Here is a 19,757-nt window from a genome sequence, read left to right as displayed (position 1 = left end):
TGCCGTGGGCACCGCCTGCGGCGGAATCGCGACAGGAATATCGCGCCTGCATAACACGAGAGGCGGAGGAGCGGGCGCAGCATGCTGCGCCCCTACGAGTCAGACGGGGTGGCGATTATATTCCGAACTCTCTCCCTGCGGAAAACGCCTGGCCCAAAAGCTCGCCGACGCCGTAGTAGCCGCGGTGGGCGGTATCGAAGATGAGCGGCTTGAGTTTCAAGATGTCGGGAAGCCCGTCGGCCGCAAGCACCGCGGGGTCCGCCTTCACATCGACGATCTCACCGATGAACTGGGTGTGAATGCCGATCTCGATGGTATGCAGCAGGCGGCATTCGAGCACGAAGGGAAATTCCGCCGCATAGGGAGCGTCCACCAGTTCGCTTTTCACCGGGGTGAGCCCGGCCACCGCAAACTTGTCCGCGTTGCGCCCCGAGGCGATCCCGACGTAGTCCGCTTCCTTCAGCTGGCTTTCGGTGGGGATACAGATGGTGAAGGCCTTCCGCTCCACGATGGCGTCATAGGAATGCCGCGCCTTGCGCAGGGAAACCCCGACGCAGGGGGGCTCGGAGCAGCAGATGCCGCCCCAGGCAGCGTTCATCAGGTTCGGTTTGCCGGCCTGGTCGTAGGTCCCGACCAAAAGGACCGGTGCCGGAAAGAGCAGCGTCTTGGCGCCCAAGGATTGCTTCATGGGTCTCCTCCTCGAAACGGGGTGATGGGATGAAGGCGTGATACTAGCCTCGACCGCCCCGGAATTCAACAACAAATCCATGCACCGCCGGGTTCGACAGAAGCGTTAGGAGTAACAGGGAAAGGCAAATTTGACGGCAAGCGAAATGCCAGTCGTGCCGATTTGGGGACGATTGGCTTGCAGAGCTTGGCCATTTCTTTACATTTGTGGCTGACGGGTTCGGCGGGCCTGCTTGCAGCGTAGGGAATGATCGGCGAAGCGTATCAGTGCTACTGCTTTCGTTGGGGGTGAGGCCGGTTTACTTGGCGGGGTGACTCCCTTCGAAAAAGGTGAGCCTTTTAAGCTTGGCGGGGACACTGCTACCGTTAGAGCTGGGGAGGGTAAGCGTGGAGGTGTGACTCCCTCCGTACGAGGTGAGCCTTTTAAGTTTGGCAGGGACACCGCTACTGTTAGGGCTGGGGCGGGTAAGCTTGCTGGACAGCGTCCTTCGTTAAGGGCGACGGGCGCAAGGTTGGAAAGGTCACGGCAATCGTTGAAGGGTGGGCGAGCAACGTTGGCGGTGTGGATTCTTTGCTTACCGCCTTGCCCGTTTGGCTTGATTGCCTGCTGGTTTGTCTTAGGCGTGATCGGGGTCAGCTTGGTAGTGACATATTTTTCATTGTGGGGGTTACCTTCACTGGAAGGAGCCGGTGCTACCCGTTCATATCGTGCGGCAATGTTCGAAGGAGTCCGATTCCTGCTGCTACCCACCTGTTAATCGCGACAAGACCTTTAAAAGTTTGCACGGCCTGCGACGGACAGGGAGACGCCGGGGGGGCAGAATAAAAGGCAAATCCCCCCTGCCCCCCTTCTCAAAGGGGGGTTCTTTTTATATATCCATAACAAAAAAGGCTTCCCTTTTCGGGAAGCCTTTTTTGTTTCAGCGTTGCGGTACCTGGGTATCGGTTGCGGTCAAAGTACGATGATGGTTACGTGCGGGGACCAGGGGCCGTGGGTGTTGTTGTCTCCCTTGGCTCTCAGGCGGAAGGAGCGCCTTCGGGCCGGCTCGCAGCCGTCGACTTGTATCTTGCTGCAGGACTTGAAGTCCCTCCCCGTCTCCCAACACTCTTCCCCGGTCGGAATGCCGTCGCAGGCTTGGAGCTCGTACATTACCGCTCCGGGGACCTTCCTCGCGCGGAGCGTAACGGTACCGGACATTTTGCCATGCTTCGCGATCAGCTCCCCTGGCGCATTCAGTGGTATGTAGGTGATGGGGCTCCTCGAGTTGCTCTTTACGCTGAGTTCGAAACCGATGGCGGTGATCAAACCGGGATCGTTTTCCTTGATCGACTTCATGACGACATAGGCGGCGACGATCTTGAGGTCGTCTTCCAAAGCGGCACGAATGCTGTTTCTCTCAGCGATCTTCTGGGTGTCCCGGTTGGCAGCGGCATTGACTGCGGCGCGAAGCGCCGCGTTCTGCTCCCTGAGATGAGAGGGAAGTGGAACCACATCAGGGTAGTTGGTTTGGAACAGCGGGTGGGTTTCCAGGTTGCCGGCAACGGTATCGGTGAGCAGGATCAGTTCCGGATAACTGAGGCGTTTGAAGTTGGTATCGGCCACATCGAACATGGAAATCACCTCCTCTTCTTGCGACTTTTGCTGAGATGCCGATGATCCAAAAGACTACACATGCATTAATTTTTGTCAATTAATTTTTCTCACACAAAAAAAGAGCCCGGCTACCGATGCGGTTGCCGGGCTCGACTTGTGGGGTAATCCACGGGCTCTGGAATGACCTTACCTATCTCCGGTCAGCTCCTGGAGGAGGTAGACCTTGACGTTGACCTTGCGGACGCAGTCGATCACTTCGCGGAGCTGGTCCTCGTCGAGGTTGCATTCCTCCTCGGTTCCCTGGAAGTACGGATACCCCTTGGGGAGCGCGGTGAGCGCGCCGTCGCGCAAGAGCATCGCGTCCACCAGGTCGTTTACCCGCCCCTCGGCCTCCCACGGGTCGCGGTAGTTGAACTGGCGCGCCACCACGTGCAGCCCCATCCCGTTTTCGAAAATCGACTTCACCTCAAAGGAAAATTCGCGCGGCGCGCTGTAGTTTTCCGAACGGCCGGCACGGACCATCACCTGGGCCCCGGCCTCCTTTAAGAGTTCCGCGACCGACTCGGCGGTCATCGGCTTGAATTCAGTCTCCATGGTAATCCTCCAGTCTAAGTTCCACGCCCCACGGGACCGGCTTCGCTCCCTGGGCGGTCAGCACCCACAGGGTCGGAAACTCCATCTGCTCCGGTGCGGGTCCCTCGCCGTCGGTAAGGTAGATAACCGCCGCGGGGAGGGGGTTCATGGTCTTTGCGTAGTCAAAGACGGGACGCAGATCGGTAAAGCCGCCCCCGTCGTAGCGCCGCTGCACGCAGGAGGCGCTGTTGAAGCTCTCCACCCGCTGGATCCGGCTGTTGGCGTACAACACGGTGATCGCCGCGTCGCGCCCCCGGGCGATCTGCACCAGTTCCCGGGCGAAGAGTTCACGCAGCGCCACGATGTCGGTGGACTCGCTCACGTCGATCCCCACCAAAAGGTTCAGCCGCCGGCGCTTGCGGGTCCCCGGTGTGTCGTGGCCGAAGCGGCGGTGCTGACGCATCCAGGTGCTGGAGCGCCCCACCCGCCCGGCGGTTCCGATGAACTGCCTCAGCACCTGGCGCCAGGGGATCGGTGACGGTGCCAGGAGCCCTTCCACCACCGCGGCGATGTCGGCGGGGACTTGCCCGTCGGCACCGCGCATACTTTCCCGGGTCACCGCGCGCACCATCTCCTCGGCCAACGTGAGCGGCGTGCTGTCGGCGTCGCTCCAAAGATCGTGGCTGTCGACGGTCTTTCCCTGGACCTCGCCCGGACCCGGGCCGGATGCGCCGTGGGTCTCCTCGTCGGCGTCGCCGTGGCCGCGCCCGGAAAGGTTCCCGGTGTCGAAGGGGGGAACCAGCAGCGCGTAGTATTCCTCGGCGGCAAGGCCCGGAAGCTGGCCGTACTGCTCGGGGTAGACGGCCCCTTCGGGGAGGCGGCGCGGGGAAGTGGCGGCGGCATCCTTGGTATGAGGGGGACAGGCACCGGAGGTGCCAGTCCCCGTTGCTCCCTCACCCCAACCCTCTCCCGGGGGGAGAGGGGGATGGTTGGTTCCCGTGATGCCCGGGTTGATGGCGAGGTCGCAGGCGATGTCCCAGTCGTGGCGGTTACGTTCTTTTCTCCGCAGCATGTGCAGATGCAAAAGGTGCTTCACCAGGTGCTCCAGGAGTCCTTCCTGCTCCCCCGGATCGAGCGCGTCAAAGCGCGCCGGATCGACCGAGAGGATCGGAATCCCGTCCCGGATGGTCACCCCCGCCCCCCATCCTTCCAGGGGACGCTCCTCGCGACGCAGGTTGAGGAGAAAATGGCCGTAGAAGGGACGCTCCCTAAGGAGACGCACCACGGCATTTTGCAGCCCGTTTACCATGGCGGCCTAGCTCGCCTCGCTCGCGATCGACTGCATCGCGTCGAGGATGACCGCGTCGTAGCGGTCCTTGGCGATGGAAAGCGCCACCTCGGGGATCTTGAGGAGGGTCTTCACGAAACCGAACCGCAGGTCGCGCGGCAGCACGGCGATGTAGGCGACCAGGTTCTCCTCCTGCTCTTCGGTGAGGCCGGGGGAGACCCGCAGCGTGGTGCCGAGGTCGTTCACCGTGGCGGCCTGGATGTCGTCGCGCTGGGCGGCGGCGCGGTCGGCTACGCTCTCCCATTCGTTCAGGACCTCGGAAGCGGTGACCGGACGCCCCTTCCGGTCGGCCAGCCAGCGCAGGAACATGATGGCAGCCTCCTTGCCGATGATCCCGGCGTAGACTTCCATCTCCAGGTCGCCGGGAAAGCGGCAGTTCTTGCGCAGCGCGCTCACCATCTCCCAGCCGCGCTCGCTCGGCTCGACCTGAAGGTCCATCGGCGCCCCCTGCCTGGCGAGGACACCGGAGTTGCCGGCGAGAAAGCTCCGGACGTCGCCGGAGAGGTCGCGTTCCTGGGCGTAGCGGGCCCAGCACTGGTAGTCGGTCTCAACGAACAGCATCACCATGCGGTCCACCAGGGCGCGGTCCAGGGTCGCCACCTGGTAGGTGCCGTCGGGGGGGTTGATGCTGACGACGACCTTGTGGCGCTTAGAGAGCCGGTGGGTGTGGAGGGCGCGGAGCATCCCTTCCGCGGGGGGCTCCACGAACTGGAAGATCGCCTGCAGGGTGTCCTCCTGCTGGGCGCGGTTCAACTCGTCGCAGTGCACCAGGGTCGGCACGTCGTCGTCCTGGGGAAGCCAGGACGGGCGGGACCAGTGCATATTGCTCCCTTCGCGGTAGGGGATACCAACCAGGTCTCCCACCTCCATCTGCCCCAGGCGCAGCGAGACGTAGCGGCGTTCCATGTCGCGGCAGGCCTGGATGATCCCGGCCGTCTTGCCGACGCCACGGTGCCCGACGATGCAGGGGGTGAGGTCGGTCTTGGTGACGATCTCTTTCAGGACCGCCTTCATCTGTTCAACGTTCATGCTATGAGCTCCATATCAAACTGGCATTTAGGACTAAAATGATCCGGTATGATAGCACAAGTCGGCTGGCGAAGAAAAGTCACAAAGAATGGGTGTCTGGGTCGGGGAGATGGCAATGGACAATGAAACAATGAGACAATGAACCAGGGCTCGTACATATCAATGAGGGGGACAGGCACCTGCGGAGCCAGTCCCCTTGCCCACTCTTCGATTCAATTCGTTGCGCGGGTTGGTGGGAGCGGTATAACAGGAGGGTCGCATAATTCAGACATTGAGGAGGTCATCAATGAGACAGGTTGTAAGTATTTGTGCCTTGACGCTTTTGGTTGCCTCGGGTTGTGCCACCAAGGATTACGTGAAACAGCAGGTAGATCCGGTCAACGACCGGCTGGGGAGGATCGAGTCGCGTCTGAACGCGATCGAAAGCAGGCTGGCCCAGCCAACGGAGCTCTCAGCCACCGACCGCGCGGCGGTCCAGAATGCGACCGACACCGCCCGCCAGGCACTCGAAGCGGCCAAACGGGCCGAGGCCGCCGCGACGGACGCGCGCAACGATGCCCGAAGCGCCGCGCAATCGGCACAGCAGGCTCAAAGCTCGGCTAAACAGGCGGAACAGTCGACCCGCGAGGCGGAGCAGGCGGCGAAAAAGGCGGAGAAGATCTTCAGGCTGGAGCAGAAGAAATAGGCTGTTCAATGATGAATGAACCAGCCGATTCATGTTAATTCTCAGTAGGACCATTACCTCCCTCTCCTTCAAGGAAAGGGTCGGGGTGAGGATGGGGTGACGGACTCCGGGGACACGGGGTGCCACCGTGCGCCGAAGGGGTGAGGAAAAACTACGGGCGGATTTCTATCGGGGTGCCGTCGGGGACCAGCTGCCACAGCTCGTCGATTTCCTGGTTGGAGACGGCAATGCAGCCGCTGGTCCAGTTGTGGCGGGTGTGGATCGCTGCCAGGTCCTCGTATCCCTTGGGAAGGCCGTGGATCTCGATATTGCCCCCCGGAAGACATCCCGTGCTATGCGCGTTTCTTTCGTCATCGGCATTGGGATAGGATATGTGGAGCGCCTTGTAGAACCGGCTGTCGCGCCGGCGGCCGTCGATGCGGTAGGAGCCTTCGGGAGTGCGGCAGTCGCCCTGACGGGTTTTGGGCCCCATCTTCTTGCCCAGGGCGACCTTGTAGGTCTTGAGAAGGGTCCCCTCACGGTACAAAAAGAGCCGTTTCTGGCTCTTGATCACCACCAACCGGTCGGCATAAAGCGAGGCTGGGCCGGGTTCGGACCGGACGACCACCGGCAGCGCCAGGGCCAGGGCCAACAGGATGGTGAATATTGAAGAGATTCTCATAGCATGGGATTATAGGACAGGTGCCGTAAGCGCGTCAATTGCCGGAAATGACACAGAGTTAAGAGAAGCTGTACCTTGGGGGGCGCGTATATCGTGCCCCTTCTTACTGGTGAAGGAAGCGGGCTGCCATGCTAAATAGGCGGTTTCTGATCATACGGAAGGCAACGATCCTGTTCCTGATCGTGCTGGGATGCTTCGGCAGCGCCGGAACGAGCCTTGCCGCCAAGTACGTCAGAGACGGTGCCCTGATCGGCGCCCGGAACTTTTATACCATCACGGCGGATGAGTCCCTCTTCGAGGTGGCGCGGGATTTCGATATCGGGGTGAACGCCATTTCGGCGGCCAATCCAGCCGTCGATCCGTTCATCCCCGCCCAGGAAACGCTCCTGGTAGTCCCGACCCAGTGGATAATTCCGGATGTGCCGATCCAGCGCGGCATCGTGATCAACCTCGCCGAGATGCGCCTTTACTATTTCCCCCGCGACAATGCCCACGAGGTCATCACCTTCCCCATCGGCATCGGCGACCAGGGGATGGACACCCCGCTGGGGGTGTTCAAGGTGGTGGAGAAAACCAAGGACCCGAGCTGGTTCGTGCCCAAGTCCATCCTCAATGAAAAGCCGTACCTGCCGCCGGTAGTCCCGCCGGGACCGGACAACCCGATGGGGAGCCGGTCGCTGCGCCTTTCCAACCGCTCCATCCTGATCCACGGCACCGACCGCCCTTTTGGTATCGGCACGCGCAGCAGCCACGGCTGCATCCGGCTCTACGAGGAGGACATCCAGGCGCTGTTCCAGATGGTGCCGACCGGGATGCGGGTCCTGATCGTGAACCAGCCGGTGAAGGTGGCGGTGATCGGCAAAAAGGTCTACCTCCAGGTCAGCGACTATGAAGACAGCCGGGACCTCTTCAAGGAAGCGTTCCACCTTCTGGACGGCAGGAACCTGTTGGAAAAGGTGGACCTGCACAAGGTGCGGGCGGCGGCACTGGAAGCTAGTGGGCTGCTGGTGGATGTATCAATCGACAATTGATAATTGACAATGGACAACGAAAGGCGGGCAGGTTTTGCCGGCACCGACGGCGTTGTCCATTGTCCATTGTCAATTGTCCATTGACTAACCGTGCCCTCGCAGTCTTTAATAGGGCGATGCAACCTCAGTCCTCTGCAGATTCGAACTCGGTCAAGCCGACCTTGATGCTGGTGCTCACCACCCTCTTTTGGGGCGGGAGCTTCGTATTCAACAAGATCGGCTTCCGGGAGATCCCGCCGGTCACCTTCTTCTTTTTCCGCTTCTCCCTCGCCACTCTCTTGATGGCAATCATCTGCTTCCCGCGCCGGCACCGCTTCAACCGGGCCACCTTCGTGACCGGGATCAAGGTCGGCCTGGCCCTGGGCGCCACCAACCTCTCCTTCGTGCTCGGCGTGAGCGGCACCTCGGCTACCCGGGCCGGTTTTCTCAACAACCTTTTCGTGCTCCTGATCCCGATGCTCTGCCTGCTCATCTGGCGCGAGCGGGTGGACCGCTGGACCTTCGCCGGGCTGGCCGGCGCGATGGCCGGGCTCTGGCAGCTCGCCCGCGGCGGCGTGGAAGGTTTCAACCAGGGGGACCTCCTCTCCACCCTGTGCGCCCTCTTCATCGCGATGCACATCATCACGGTGTCAAAGCTCTTGCGCGACGAGGACATCTACCTGGTGAGCCTGGTCCAGTTCGCCACCGTTGCCACGATCGGCGGAATCCTCTTTATGATCCTTCCCGCCAAGCCGTTCGCGATCACGGCGGTCTCCGGGGGCGCCCTCGCCTACTGCGCGATCTTCCCGACCGTGATCTGCTTCACCCTGCAGAACACCTACCAAAGATATACGACCCCCACCAAGGCGGGGCTGATCTATACCCTCGATCCGGTCTGGAGCATGCTCGGTGGCATGCTCCTTTTGGGGGAGCGGCTGACCGAGCAGGAATGGGTCGGCTGCGGCCTGATCTTTGCGGCGGTCGTGCTGCCGCTGACGGTAAAGCGGCTCCGGGAGCGCCAGCTGGGAATCGGCTACCGCGCCGAGGCCGCCGCCGAATAGCAGGCGGGACGAAGGCGGCAAGCGGCTCCCCGTTGTACGAATGATCTGGCCTCAAGGTCGGTGGAAACCCAACGCAGTGGGAGCGCCATTCCTGGCGCGAATAGCGGCCGCGGGTGGTCGCCGCCTTCGGCGGTTCACACCTGGAAAGATGCTCCCACAGCACCAAAAATCGCCCTCCATCCGTTAAACCGGCCGCAAAATCGGCGAATCTCCTTCCTCTTTTGTCACCGCCTGCGGCGGATCGCGACAGGAATGTCGCTCCTACAGTTTGGTCCTCACCTGTTAAGCTGCATGGATACTCTCACCCCACGGAGTGAATCGATGCTGCCTCTTTCCTGCCGAAAATTGTTTCTGCCGTTGCTGCTTCTACTCCTGCTGCTCTGCGCCGGAGGCCTCATGCTCATCATGCCGGGGAAATCGTACCAGGGAACGTTGCCGCCCCTGACGCCCGAAGAGTCACTGCTGCGCGACCGGTTGCACCGGCACGTCGCAGTGCTGGCGGGGGAGATCGGCGCCCGCAACATCGCCGACTACGGAAACCTGCGCCAGGCGGCGCAGTACGTTGCGACGCAGCTGAAAGAGACCGGGCTGCCGGTGCGGGAACTGCCCTACCGCGTCGGCACCACGATCGTCGTCAACATCGAGGCGGAATTGAAGGGGCAGTCCCGGGGGGACGAGATCGTGGTGATCGGTGCCCACTACGACACCGTGCCCGGCTGCCCCGGCGCCAACGATAACGGGTCGGGGATCGCCGCCCTTTTGGAACTCGCCCGCCTGCTCCATGCCGCGCAGCCGGCGCGCACGGTGCGCCTGGTCGCCTTCGCCAACGAGGAGCCGCCGTATTTTCAAACGGAAACGATGGGGAGCCTGGTCTATGCCCGGGCTCTGCAGCAGCGGGGCGAGAAGGTGGTCGCCATGCTTTCCCTGGAGACCATCGGCTGCTATTCCGATGCGCCGAAAAGCCAACAGTACCCCGCTCCGCTGAACCTTTTCTATCCCGATACCGGGAACTTCATCGGCTTTGTTTCCCATCTGGGATCGGTTTCTCTGCTGCGCGAGGTCATCGGCACCTTCCGCAGGACGACCCGATTCCCTTCCGAAGGAGCGGCCACGCCGGAGCGGATCCCCGGGGTGAGCTGGTCCGATCACTGGGCCTTCTGGCAGGCAGGTTACCCGGCGGTGATGGTGACCGATACCGCCCCTTTCCGGTATCCGGACTACCATGAGCCGACGGATACCCCGGAAAAGCTCGATTACGATCGAATGGCGCGGGTGGTGATGGGGATCGAGAGAGTGGTGGAAAAGCTGGCGGGAAAGTGACCGAAGGCCAGGTCGCGCAGGGTCCCAAAACTGTGGGAGCGCCATTTCGGGCGCAAATACCGGTGGGGGAATCGCGCCAGGAATGGCGCTCCCACAGGATGCGCAATCCAATAGCCAAAAGAATAATCGTCTCGTTATCAGGTGGTGCAGTACGGGCGGGAGGCCATCCACTCCTGCACCATCGGGATGAGCCACTCATCGGCGCCGCGGGCAAAATAGAACCGAGGCAAAAGAAGATCGTCCCCCGCCTCGAGCATCCCCTCTTCCCGGGCGGCACGTTCCAGCGCGGTGCCGGGGTAGATCCGGATCCCCATGCTCAGCTTCAACAGGTCGAGATCGAGCGATTCGGCAAAATCCAGGCTTTGCCGCACCGACTCCCTCGTTTCCCCGGGCCCACCGAGCAACAAAAAACCCATCCGACGAATGCCGTATTGCTTCAGCAGCGCCGCGGCAAAACGGACCTCCTCCCGATCGTAGTGCTTGTTCAGGGTCCGTAGCATCTCGGGACAGCCGCTTTCAAACCCAAGGCTCACCTCGACGCACCCCGCCTGCGCCATCTTGCGCACCACCTCCTCGTCAACCGAACCGGGATAGAGGATGCAGCGCCAGCGGATGCCCAGGGCGGCCCCAGCGAGGGCGTCGCAGAGCTCCTTGGCGTAATCGGGAGGGAGATTGAAGGTGTTGTCGACAAAGTAAAAGCGGTCGAAACCCGCGGCCACGTGCCGGGCGATCCCCGCCACCACCGCCTCGACGGAGCGCTTTCGGATCGCGGTACCTTCCAGGGTCGGCGTGCTGCAGTAACTGCAGCGCATCGGGCAGCCGCGCCGGGTCTGGTACGGAATCCAGATGTCGGCCGAGGCCTCGTCCGGAATGCTCCAAAGCGCCGGGTCGGGAAGCGGCAGCTCGTCCAGCCCGCGGCGCACCGCCGACTCCTGCACTACCGGTTTTCCCGGCCGGCAGAGCCCGGGGATGCCGGAAAGATCCGCCCCCTCCTGCAGCGCCTGCAGCAGCGCGGTGAAGGCGGCCTCCCCTTCCCCGCAAATACCGAGGTCGGCGCCGAGGTACTCGAGGGTGGCCTCCGGAAAGATGCTGAACCCCGCGCCGCCGATGACGATGGTGGCCGCCGAACAGCTCCGGCACCGGGCCACCGTTTCCCGCACCGGCTCCAGGAGAAATCGCGTCTGCGCCATGTTCTGGTTGTCGATATTGCGCACCGAGATCCCGATTACCCGCGGCTGGAAGGTTTCGATCTCGTCCCGAAGCGCCGTTTTGTTGCTTTCGCTTCCCATGAGATCGAGCAGGCGCACGTCGTGCCCGGCGTTTCGGGTGGCGACCGCCACGCAATTGAGCCCCAGCGGCAGGGGCACCATGTTGGCAGTCTCGGTATTGGCCGAAATGAGCAGGACCTTCACGCGCCACCCTCCGTTTCAGGAACCTTCATCCCTGTTTTTGCCTCCACGTGCCGCAGGATCAACTCGACGGTCCCCTCCAGCCCCACCACCGCGGTGTCGATGCACAGGTGGTAGTTGCGCGCGTCGGTCCAGTCCGTGTCGATCATCCTCTCCACATAGGTCCTGCGAATCCGGTCCGACTCTTCAAGGGTGGCGCGGGCCAGCTCCGGAGTCGCAATCCCGTGGATTTCCATCAGCCTCTTGATCCGGTATTGCTTGTCGGCATGCAGGAAAACGCTGACCAGGTCCGGGTTTCCCTGCAGCACATGGAACGCCGCGCGCCCGATGATGACGGCACTGTCGCACTCGGTGACCTTTTTGATGATCTCCGACTCCACGGCGAACAGGTCCTCGTCGTAGAGCAGACGCATCGGCGGCGGGAGATACCCGGCGGCATCGACGGTCCCCAGGGCGACCACCCGGAAGGCCTTTTCGAAGAAACCGGAGCATCGTTCCTCCCGCTCGGCCAGAAGCGACTCATCCTCGCGCAGCACCTGGGCCGCCTCGTGGAGGATTTCCCGGTCCAGGTACCGGATCCCGAGACGCCGGGCCAACTGCTGGGCGACCCAGGCGCCCCCGCAGGCATACTCCCTGGAGATGGTGATGATGACGTGGGACATGATGGCTCCTCGGCAACTTGTCGGAGCGGCATACCTGCCGCGATCGACGCTTTCAAACAAGAAACGTAGCTGCTTACCTTGTGGGAGCGCCTTTCCAGGCGCGAATGACCGCAACCGCTGTCACCGCCTCCGGCGGTTCGCGCCAGGAATGGCGCTCCCACAGGACATTCCCCGGCTGATCCTCGATTAACAAGGTCCTTCTCTGCGTATCTTGGCGTCCTCTGCGGTGCGCTTTCCCTATAGTTTGTAACCGATCTTGCGCAGCAGGCTCCGGCGCGCCTGGCGGTCTTCGTCCGACTCCACCCCTTTGGGCGGGAATCCGTCGATGACCCCGAGGATGCCCCACCCCTGCGTCGTCGATCCGACCACGACCTGGAGCGGGTTGGCCGTGGCGCAGTAGATCCGGCAGACCTCTGGGCAGTTCTTGATCTGGTTCAGGACGTTGATCGGGTAGGCATCGCGCAAGACGACGCAGAAGACGTGCCCCGCGCCGATGGCCTGAAGCGCGGTCACACCGACCTGCACCAGCTCCTGATCGTTACCTTCGGTGCGGATCAGGCAGGGGCCGGACGCCTCGGTGAAGGCAACCCCGAAGCGGGCGCCGGGGACGGTGCCGGCGATGATTTCGTAGAGGTCTTCGGCGGTCTTGATGAAATGGGTCTGGCCGATGATGATGTTGCACCCTTCGGGGAATTCGATCGGGACGGCATGGATCTCAAGCTGCATGACTATCTCCTTTCTCTTCCGTTGGTGGTGAATCTCTTCAGGCCGATGCCAGGGAGCTGGCAAGCCCCGGGTGGACCACCTTGCCGTCGCGGACGTTGACCGCCGTCGCCAGCGCCGGGTCCTGCGCCAGGGCCCCATCCACTCCTTTTTGCGCCAGCAGGATCACGTAGGGAAGGGTCGCGTTGGTCAGCGCCACGGTGGAGGTGCGGGGATAGGCTCCGGGCATGTTGGCGACCGTGTAGTGGATGATGCCGTCGACGCAGTAGATGGGATCGTCATGAAAGGTCGGGCGGGTCGTTTCCGCGCAGCCCCCCTGATCCACCGCCACGTCGACGATGACGGCACCGGGCTTCATCGCACCTAGGAGAGCGCGCGGGATGAGCAGCGGCGGCCGGCCGCCGGGGACCAGCACGGCTCCGACGACGAGGTCGGCGTCGGCGATCTCGGTCTTGATGTTCTCCTGCACCAAGGCGCCGGTCCGTACCCTGCCTCCGGTCAGCTCGTCGATCCGCTGCAGCCGGTCGATCCCGCGGTTGAGCACCACCGTTTCCATTCCCATGCCGAGGGCTACCCGCGCCGCGTTGTAACCGACGGTACCCGCCCCCAGAATCAGCGCCTTGGCGGGCCGGACCCCGACCGCGCCGCAGGGAAGCACGCCGGTACCGCCGTTCACCTTCTGCAGGCACCACGCCCCCAGCATCGGAGCCATCCGTCCGGCGACCTCGCTCATCGGAGCCAGCAGGGGGAGCGCCCCCCCCTTCTCCAGCGTTTCGTATGCCAAGGCAACGATCTTCCGCTCCATCAGGAATTCGGTAAGCCGGCGGTTCGGGGCGAGGTGCAGGTAGGTGAAGAGGGTCTGTCCGCTCCGAAAGAAGTCGAATTCCTCGACAAGCGGCTCCTTCACCTTCACGATCATTTCCGCCCGTTGGAAAAGATCCCCGCGGCCGACGGTTTGGGCGCCGGTTTGCCGGTAGAGATCGTCGCTGAAGCCACTGCCTGCTCCCGCACCGTTTTCCACCAGCACGGTGTGGCCGGCCTGGACCAGTTCCACGGCTCCGGCGGGGGTCAGAGCCACCCGGTGCTCCTCCTTTTTCACCTCTTTCGGAATGCCGATTACCATGGGCCTCCTCCTTTCTGCCGGCAGACAGATCTGGAGCCTCGCGGCAGGCTATCAGTTATATCATATGTCCCTCCCCCTGCTCGTTCAAAGAGATTCTGCCCGGGAGGCGGTTGATCCAGAAGAAAAGGGGGATCCGGCCGCCCCCATCCAATCTCCCTCTTTGGCTATGAGAGTGGAGCCGACGTTACTTCCTTTGTCCTGCCACGGAAGGTGCGGCACTTGTTAGTCAAACACGCTTCCCCGGCGCAAGGCCGGCGTTGGGGGAGTGCCTTTCCTGGCGCGAATATCGGCAACCGCGGTCACCGCCTCCGGCGGTTCGCGCCAGTAAATGGCGCTCCCACCGGGTAGGCAGCAACTTCGCCCATTCAAAAAGACTCAATCGCGACAGGAATGTCGCTCCTACCTTTAATGGTTCTGGCGCGGCTAAAGCTGCAAACAAAAAAAGGACCAAGCCAATGCCTGGTCCTTTCCGTTCCCCCATGTCCCACCGCTTCACACCGCGGTGCCGCCGTTTGCCGATAGTACCCGTTTCAGCACCTCCCGCAAGCGGTCGAACCGGTAGGGCTTGCTGATCGTCGCGGCGATGCCGTCGGCAAGCCGCTCGGCGACCGTCGCATCGCCGAACCCGCTGGAAACCACGATGGGCACCCCCGGAGCGAGCCGGTTCAGCTCCTTGACCAGGACATAGCCGTCCATTTCCGGCATCCCCACGTCAGTGAGCACCAGCGTGATCGCCTCCCGGTGCTGCTGGAACAACTCCAGCGCCTCCTGGCCGTTGGCAGCCGGAACCACCGCGAAGCCAAGCTCTTCAAGCATGAGCTGGGCGATGTGCAGGATCTGTTCTTCGTCCTCGGCAAGAAGAACCGTCCCCGCCCCCTGCCACTCGGGCGAATCGGGAGCCGCGGGGAGTTCCGGGCCGGGTACCTTCGTCACCGGCACCGGGAAAAAGACCTTGAAGGTGGTACCGCTGCCGGGAGTGCTGGCAATCTGCACCGCCCCCTGATGACCGATCACGATCCCCAAAACCGCCGACATCCCCAGGCCGCGCCCGGCGAACTTGGTGCTGTAAAACGGCTCGAACACCCGACGCAGCGTCTCCTCGTTCATGCCGGAGCCGTTGTCGGTGACTTCGAGGCAGACATAGCGCCCGTGGGGAATCGGTTTGCCGCAGTAATCGCACACCCTATCGGAGTCGATCAGGACGGGAGCCAGGGCAATCGCGATTTTTCCCTGGGCTTCACCGATCGCCTCGGCCGCATTGATCAAAAGGTTCATGACCACCTGCCGGAACTGGCTGGCATCGCCGGCAATCGACGGGAGCTCCGCCGCGGCATCGAAGGAGACGGCGAGGTTCGCGCCCATGGTCGAGCGCAGCATCTGCACCATCTCCTCGGTCAGGGCGCGCAGCTCCAGCGGCATCCGGACCGAGTCAGCCTTGCCGGCGTAGACCATCATCTGGCGGCAAAGCTCGGCGGCGCGCTCGGCGGCCTTTTCGATGTGCTGGAGGCAGTCCCCGGTCCGCGCCGGACTGATGACGGCGAGCCCGCAGTTGCCGAGGATGATCGACAGGATGTTGTTGAAATCATGAGCGATGCCGCCGGCCAGCACCCCCAGGCTCTCCAGTTTTTGCGTGTGCTGGAGCTGGTCGGCCTGCTGGCGCTGCAGCTTTTCGTTTTCCATCTTTTGGGTTACGTCCTGGAAGATGGTGGCAAAGCCATCGGATTCCCAGGGCATCGCCGAAATCTCGAATTGCCGCTGCATGGGCTCGTGGTTGGTGGTAAACCGCATCGACCGTTTCGAATTCACCACCTGGGCATACCGGTTGAGGTAGGGAGCGGGGTCGCCGAACGCCTCCGAGCCCAGCTTGCCGACTACCTGTTCAGCGGGAATCCCGAGAATCCTGGTGAAGGCCGGGTTCACCATCTCTATCCGGTAGTTCACTACCGTTCCGGCCTCGTCCCGCACCACGCTGTGCAGGGCCACCCCTTCGGTCATCTCCTCGAACAGGGACCGGAAGCGGTGCTCGCTTTCGGTAAGGCGCACCTCGGCAAGCTTACGGTCGGTAATGTCCCGGGCGATACCGAAGATGCCGACCGGTTTTCCCTCGGCGTCGAGCATCGGCCCCTTGGTGGAAAGGAAGATGCGTTGGCTGCCGCTGTGATCGGGGAGCTGCTCCTCGAAGGTCCGGATCGCGCCGGCCTCGAGAACCTGCCGGTCCTGTGCCTTTATCACCGCCGCACTTTCGGCAGGGAAGATGAAAGCGTCGTCCTTGCCAAGCACCTCGTCCGCCTTTTTGCCGACCACGCGCTCCGCGCCGTTATTGAAAAGCTGGTAGCGCCCCAGGCGGTCCTTTGCATAGATCGCATCGGGTGTGCTGTTGACGATGTTCTGGAGCATGGCGCGGCTTTCCTTAAGCGCCTCCTCCGCCTGTTTCCGGGCGCTGATGTCCCTGATGATGACGTAGGTCTCCAGCGTTTCCCGCGAGCAGATCACCGAGCTGACCTCCGCCGGAAAGATCTCTCCATTTTTCCGCACGCAGGTCAATTCGGTGAACGCCCGCCCCAAGCGGTTTCGTTCCTTGAGCACGGCCGCGAGCCGCGGGTCGTCCAGGTTCATGATCCCGTCCCGGCCGACCGCGCAGATTTCCTCCTCCGAGCGGCCGAACATGGCGCAGGCGGCGGAATTGGCCCGCAGGACCCTGCCGTCGGACAAGGTGAGAAAGACGGCGTCCTGGGACTCCTCGAACAGGTGGCGGAAGCGCTCTTCGCTGCGGGCCAGTTCCTGGACGATGAGCTTGCGCTCGGTGATGTCCCAGGCGAGGTCGGCCAAAAGGGAAACCGCCTTTACGTCCCACGGCGTGTAGTCGGAAGGCTTGTTGCCGATGCCGAGGACGGCCACGATCCTTTTGTCCCGGAAAACGGGCACGACCACTTCCCTGAAGACCGCAACGTGCCCGTGCGGGAAGCGTTGTTTGGAGCCCAGGGTGGCAACGTCGTTATGAATGACCGGCCGCCCCTCCCGGATGCAATCGGCCCAGACACCCGCCTCGGAGAGGGGGTAGTGGCCGCTCCGTTCCGGCGTCGGGCGGCATTGGCCGAGGGTCCTGCGGGACCAGGCATTGAGGGAGATCATCTGCCGGTCGGAATCGACCAGGTGGAAAAATCCGATGGCGCTTCCGGTCAGCTCTTCCGCTTCATCCACCGCCCGCTGCAGCAGCTCATCCACGCTGTGGTTCAGCGCGAACTCCATCAGCCGCAGTCTGGCCGCGATGGTGCCGCGGGTGCGGCGCTGGTCGGAGATGTCCCGGATGAAGGAAACGAAGCAGCCGCCGTGGATGGAGGAATAGTTGGCGCTCACCTCGACGTCGATGGCGGATCCGTTCTTATGCCGGTGCTGCGCCTCGAAGCGCAGCCCCCCCGCACGGATGATCTCCTCGGCGCGCCGCGCCACGGTCTCGGCATCATCGATCGGATCGATTTCAGACAAGTGCCGGTTGACCACCTCGTCTCGGCGGTAGCCGGTCATTTGGCAATAGCTGTCGTTAGCCTCGAGGACATGGCCGGAGGGGCTGACCACGATGAAAGCGTCGATAGCCGAGGCAATGATCGTGCGGAAATCCTGATCGCAGATGGGACTGCCTTGCAGAGGCTCCATGAATGGCTCCGGGGTGTGACGGGAGAACCGATGGTGAGTGATGGAGGTGCACGCAGAAGGGGTGCAATCTTTTACCACAGGTATGGGTTGTGGTTAAAGACGAAAAAGAAAAGGGGCACCGCCGTCATGAGCGGTGCCCCTTTTTTCTTCTTCCGGCCCTGGCCTTAGTGGATGAAGTTCAGGTAGGTCTTCGGCTCCCGTTCCGGCGGGGTCACCTTCCCCTGGCCGTTTTGGACCAGTTTCAAAAGCCACGCCATGTTCTTGCCCAGGACCCGCATGATCTGGACCCCTTCGCTGTCCTGGGTCACCTCGCCCGGTTTGGTGCCGTGAATCACGTTCCAGTACATGGAGGTGGGGACCAGCATCTCGGAATACATGAGGAAGTTGTTCAACTCGTGGAAGGTGGGGAGCCCTCCCGAGCGCCGCACCGCGGCAACGGCCGCGCCGACCTTGTGGCGGAACAGCCCGCCGTTCACCCCCGCCACGTAAAAGGCGCGGTCCAGAAACGACTTCATGGTCCCGCCCATCGCGGCGTAGTGGACCGGCGAGGCGAGGATGATGCCGTCGGCGGCCTTCATCTTCTGGACCCACTCGTTCACCTCGTCCCCGGGGAGGACGCACTGCTCGTTCTGGTTCCTCATGCAGCCGCCGCAGGCGGTGCAGCCCCGGATGACCTTGTTGCCGACGTGAACGATCTCGGTCTCGATCCCCTCCCGCTCCAGTTCCGCCGTCACCATCTTCAGTGCGTGCCAGGTGTTCCCCTCTTTGTTGGGACTGCCGTTGAACGCCACAACCTTCATACGCGATCCTCCTGTTGGATTCCATGCCCGGCGTTCCGGTCACCCGGCTCCGATGCAGCTGTCGATCTACTCTTTCCCGCGGGCCGGGCCGATCACCCGATGCAAAAGGGGCTTCCCTTTCCGCGGCTGATCGGCTATATACACCCATACGTTTCGATCGGGCAATAACGCACTTTTCCGGAACGTAGTACCCTGTACGGAACGTAGTACCCCTTTGGGAACCGTAAAAAGTTGGGAGACGGCATGAGCGACAATCTGGCAGAAGATCAAAGCATGATCTACCGGGAGAAGGGATACCGCTGCGGTATCGACGTGACGCTGGCGGTGGTCGGCGGCAAGTGGAAGAGCTCGATCCTGTGGCACCTGGCCCAGGAGACGATGCGTTTTTCCGATCTGCAACGGCAGTTTTCCGATACCACGCGCAAGATGCTGACCCAGCAGCTGCGCGAGCTGGAGGCCGACGGGATGGTGCACCGCAAGGTCTACCCGCAGGTCCCCCCGAAGGTGGAGTATTCGCTGACCGAGAAAGGGCGGAGCATCCACCCGATCCTCGAACAGATGTGCGCCTGGGGGAAGGCGTTTGTGGGGGAATGATGCTGGCCCAGTCGCAAACGACCATCCTCTCCGTCTTCAAGCTCTTCCTGCTGCCGGTCGGCGGCGGGATCCCTGCCGGCGTGCTCCTCGCTCACCAGAAAGGACTGGCCTGGCCGGTCACCACCGCCCTCTACCTCGTTTCCGACCTCATCCTGGCGCTGGTCTTCGAACCGATCCTGCGCCTGTTGGCGGCGGTCGCCAGGAAGGTACCGTTTCTTGCCCGCCTCGCCGCCGCGTCGAAAGCGCTTTCCGAGCGCAGCACCCGGCATTTCAGCGGCACCGGAGCCGGGCCGGTAGCACTCATCATGATCGCCTTCGGCGTCGACCCCATGACCGGAAGGACCTCCGCGCTGGCGGCCGGCTATGGCTTCTGCGCCGGCTGGGCCGTCGCCATCGCCGGCGACATGCTCTATTTCGCCGTCATCGCCCTTACCACGTTGCGCCTCAGCGCCTACTTCCACAATCCCGATACCGCGATGCTGATCGTCCTCGCCGGGATGTTCCTGATCCCGATGGGGGTCCGGTATTTCCGCCCACGGTTCCCGGGGGTTGCCCCGGTGGAAGAGCAGGCCAACTGAACCCGCGGTCCAAAACAGCGGAAAGGGCCCCGGCGGACGCTGGGGCCCTTTTTGTATCGCCGTACGTTCGGGGACGCGTTGCCTGTTCGGGCAAAGCGCAGAGTTGTTCAACATCCGCACAGATCTGTTCACACCTCGCACACACCTGTTCAACCTAGGTACAGCCTCGCCCAACCCCCGCCACTTAACCAGCTGAAATCACATATACGAATATTGGCATACGACGTGCTACCGCCTTGGAGATAA

The 19,757-nt window shown here is 62.6% G+C and carries 18 protein-coding genes; 6 read left to right on the top strand and 12 right to left on the bottom strand.

Annotated features, from left to right (window positions below; all coding sequences use genetic code 11):
- Positions 1–115 precede the first annotated feature (115 nt).
- The 5 genes from JFN93_RS10855 to JFN93_RS10835 all read right to left on the bottom strand — a co-directional run bounded on the left by JFN93_RS10855 (position 116) and on the right by JFN93_RS10835 (position 5,231).
- Positions 116–688 (bottom strand): flavin reductase family protein, encoded by a 573-nt coding sequence (locus JFN93_RS10855; protein ID WP_199384100.1) that lies wholly within the window; start codon positions 686–688, stop codon positions 116–118.
- Between the two features lie 951 nt (positions 689–1,639).
- Positions 1,640–2,299, bottom strand: a complete 660-nt coding sequence (locus tag JFN93_RS10850; RefSeq protein WP_199384099.1) for a hypothetical protein — start codon at positions 2,297–2,299, stop codon at positions 1,640–1,642.
- Between the two features lie 168 nt (positions 2,300–2,467).
- Positions 2,468–2,875, bottom strand: coding sequence for a hypothetical protein (locus JFN93_RS10845; RefSeq protein WP_199384098.1), 408 nt, complete (start codon positions 2,873–2,875; stop codon positions 2,468–2,470).
- On the bottom strand, positions 2,865–4,163 hold the full coding sequence (locus JFN93_RS10840; protein WP_199384097.1) for a vWA domain-containing protein: 1,299 nt from the start codon (positions 4,161–4,163) through the stop codon (positions 2,865–2,867). The genes JFN93_RS10845 and JFN93_RS10840 overlap by 11 nt, the downstream gene beginning before the upstream one ends.
- 6 nt (positions 4,164–4,169) lie before the next feature.
- A complete protein-coding gene (locus JFN93_RS10835; protein ID WP_199384096.1) occupies positions 4,170–5,231 on the bottom strand; it encodes a hypothetical protein in 1,062 nt (353 codons plus the stop codon).
- A gap of 286 nt (positions 5,232–5,517) precedes the next feature.
- Between JFN93_RS10835 and JFN93_RS10830 the strand changes: the two genes are divergently transcribed.
- Complete coding sequence (locus JFN93_RS10830; RefSeq protein WP_199384095.1) at positions 5,518–5,916, top strand: hypothetical protein; 399 nt, start codon at positions 5,518–5,520, stop codon at positions 5,914–5,916.
- 151 nt (positions 5,917–6,067) lie between these two features.
- On the opposite strand, the gene JFN93_RS10825 is transcribed toward JFN93_RS10830, so the two are convergent.
- Positions 6,068–6,577 (bottom strand): L,D-transpeptidase family protein, encoded by a 510-nt coding sequence (locus JFN93_RS10825; RefSeq protein WP_199384094.1) that lies wholly within the window; start codon positions 6,575–6,577, stop codon positions 6,068–6,070.
- A gap of 128 nt (positions 6,578–6,705) precedes the next feature.
- On the opposite strand from JFN93_RS10825, the gene JFN93_RS10820 reads away from it, so the two are divergent.
- From JFN93_RS10820 to JFN93_RS10810, 3 genes are all read left to right on the top strand, one after another.
- Positions 6,706–7,608, top strand: a complete 903-nt coding sequence (locus tag JFN93_RS10820) for a L,D-transpeptidase family protein (protein ID WP_199384093.1) — start codon at positions 6,706–6,708, stop codon at positions 7,606–7,608.
- A gap of 164 nt (positions 7,609–7,772) precedes the next feature.
- Complete coding sequence (locus JFN93_RS10815; protein WP_236021646.1) at positions 7,773–8,648, top strand: DMT family transporter; 876 nt, start codon at positions 7,773–7,775, stop codon at positions 8,646–8,648.
- A gap of 396 nt (positions 8,649–9,044) precedes the next feature.
- A complete protein-coding gene (locus tag JFN93_RS10810; protein WP_199384091.1) occupies positions 9,045–9,968 on the top strand; it encodes a M28 family peptidase in 924 nt (307 codons plus the stop codon).
- Positions 9,969–10,105: 137 nt separating this feature from the next.
- On the opposite strand, the gene JFN93_RS10805 is transcribed toward JFN93_RS10810, so the two are convergent.
- The 6 genes from JFN93_RS10805 to JFN93_RS10780 form a co-directional block, all read right to left on the bottom strand.
- Positions 10,106–11,380: a B12-binding domain-containing radical SAM protein gene (locus tag JFN93_RS10805; RefSeq protein WP_199384090.1), complete on the bottom strand. Its 1,275-nt coding sequence runs from the start codon at positions 11,378–11,380 to the stop codon at positions 10,106–10,108.
- Positions 11,377–12,039 (bottom strand): cytidylate kinase-like family protein, encoded by a 663-nt coding sequence (locus JFN93_RS10800; protein WP_199384089.1) that lies wholly within the window; start codon positions 12,037–12,039, stop codon positions 11,377–11,379. Before JFN93_RS10800 ends, JFN93_RS10805 begins: the two co-directional genes overlap by 4 nt.
- Before the next feature lie 237 nt (positions 12,040–12,276).
- The gene (locus JFN93_RS10795) at positions 12,277–12,765 is read right to left on the bottom strand and encodes an adenosine-specific kinase (protein WP_199384088.1); all 489 of its coding nucleotides are present in this window, start codon (positions 12,763–12,765) and stop codon (positions 12,277–12,279) included.
- Positions 12,766–12,802: 37 nt separating this feature from the next.
- Complete coding sequence (ald, locus tag JFN93_RS10790) at positions 12,803–13,885, bottom strand: alanine dehydrogenase (protein ID WP_199384087.1); 1,083 nt, start codon at positions 13,883–13,885, stop codon at positions 12,803–12,805.
- A gap of 492 nt (positions 13,886–14,377) precedes the next feature.
- Positions 14,378–17,539: a PAS domain S-box protein gene (locus JFN93_RS10785; protein ID WP_199384086.1), complete on the bottom strand. Its 3,162-nt coding sequence runs from the start codon at positions 17,537–17,539 to the stop codon at positions 14,378–14,380.
- A gap of 164 nt (positions 17,540–17,703) precedes the next feature.
- Positions 17,704–18,339, bottom strand: a complete 636-nt coding sequence (locus JFN93_RS10780) for a flavodoxin family protein (RefSeq protein WP_199384085.1) — start codon at positions 18,337–18,339, stop codon at positions 17,704–17,706.
- A 243-nt stretch (positions 18,340–18,582) separates the two neighbouring features.
- Here JFN93_RS10780 and JFN93_RS10775 point away from each other — a divergent pair, with 243 nt between their 5' ends.
- Together JFN93_RS10775 and JFN93_RS10770 are read left to right on the top strand one after the other, a co-directional pair.
- The gene (locus tag JFN93_RS10775) at positions 18,583–18,933 is read left to right on the top strand and encodes a winged helix-turn-helix transcriptional regulator (RefSeq protein WP_268898806.1); all 351 of its coding nucleotides are present in this window, start codon (positions 18,583–18,585) and stop codon (positions 18,931–18,933) included.
- On the top strand, positions 18,930–19,511 hold the full coding sequence (locus tag JFN93_RS10770) for a hypothetical protein (protein ID WP_328753848.1): 582 nt from the start codon (positions 18,930–18,932) through the stop codon (positions 19,509–19,511). The genes JFN93_RS10775 and JFN93_RS10770 overlap by 4 nt, the downstream gene beginning before the upstream one ends.
- The last annotated feature ends 246 nt before the right edge of the window (positions 19,512–19,757 follow it).

It is taken from the genome of Geomesophilobacter sediminis, from assembly GCF_016458275.1.
Taxonomy (GTDB): domain Bacteria; phylum Desulfobacterota; class Desulfuromonadia; order Geobacterales; family Geobacteraceae; genus Geomesophilobacter; species Geomesophilobacter sediminis.
Note: the sequence above shows the minus strand (reverse complement) of the source record. Positions and strands in the feature narration are given on the sequence as shown.

Coding starts and splice junctions, on each gene's coding strand:
- JFN93_RS10855 (WP_199384100.1), bottom strand. CDS start 688: ATGAAGCAATCCTTGGGCGCCAAGACGCTGCTCTTTCCGGCACCGGTC.
- JFN93_RS10850 (WP_199384099.1), bottom strand. CDS start 2,299: ATGTTCGATGTGGCCGATACCAACTTCAAACGCCTCAGTTATCCGGAA.
- JFN93_RS10845 (WP_199384098.1), bottom strand. CDS start 2,875: ATGGAGACTGAATTCAAGCCGATGACCGCCGAGTCGGTCGCGGAACTC.
- JFN93_RS10840 (WP_199384097.1), bottom strand. CDS start 4,163: ATGGTAAACGGGCTGCAAAATGCCGTGGTGCGTCTCCTTAGGGAGCGT.
- JFN93_RS10835 (WP_199384096.1), bottom strand. CDS start 5,231: ATGAACGTTGAACAGATGAAGGCGGTCCTGAAAGAGATCGTCACCAAG.
- JFN93_RS10830 (WP_199384095.1), top strand. CDS start 5,518: ATGAGACAGGTTGTAAGTATTTGTGCCTTGACGCTTTTGGTTGCCTCG.
- JFN93_RS10825 (WP_199384094.1), bottom strand. CDS start 6,577: ATGAGAATCTCTTCAATATTCACCATCCTGTTGGCCCTGGCCCTGGCG.
- JFN93_RS10820 (WP_199384093.1), top strand. CDS start 6,706: ATGCTAAATAGGCGGTTTCTGATCATACGGAAGGCAACGATCCTGTTC.
- JFN93_RS10815 (WP_236021646.1), top strand. CDS start 7,773: ATGCTGGTGCTCACCACCCTCTTTTGGGGCGGGAGCTTCGTATTCAAC.
- JFN93_RS10810 (WP_199384091.1), top strand. CDS start 9,045: ATGCTCATCATGCCGGGGAAATCGTACCAGGGAACGTTGCCGCCCCTG.
- JFN93_RS10800 (WP_199384089.1), bottom strand. CDS start 12,039: ATGTCCCACGTCATCATCACCATCTCCAGGGAGTATGCCTGCGGGGGC.
- JFN93_RS10795 (WP_199384088.1), bottom strand. CDS start 12,765: ATGCAGCTTGAGATCCATGCCGTCCCGATCGAATTCCCCGAAGGGTGC.
- ald (WP_199384087.1), bottom strand. CDS start 13,885: ATGGTAATCGGCATTCCGAAAGAGGTGAAAAAGGAGGAGCACCGGGTG.
- JFN93_RS10785 (WP_199384086.1), bottom strand. CDS start 17,539: ATGGAGCCTCTGCAAGGCAGTCCCATCTGCGATCAGGATTTCCGCACG.
- JFN93_RS10780 (WP_199384085.1), bottom strand. CDS start 18,339: ATGAAGGTTGTGGCGTTCAACGGCAGTCCCAACAAAGAGGGGAACACC.
- JFN93_RS10775 (WP_268898806.1), top strand. CDS start 18,583: ATGAGCGACAATCTGGCAGAAGATCAAAGCATGATCTACCGGGAGAAG.
- JFN93_RS10770 (WP_328753848.1), top strand. CDS start 18,930: ATGATGCTGGCCCAGTCGCAAACGACCATCCTCTCCGTCTTCAAGCTC.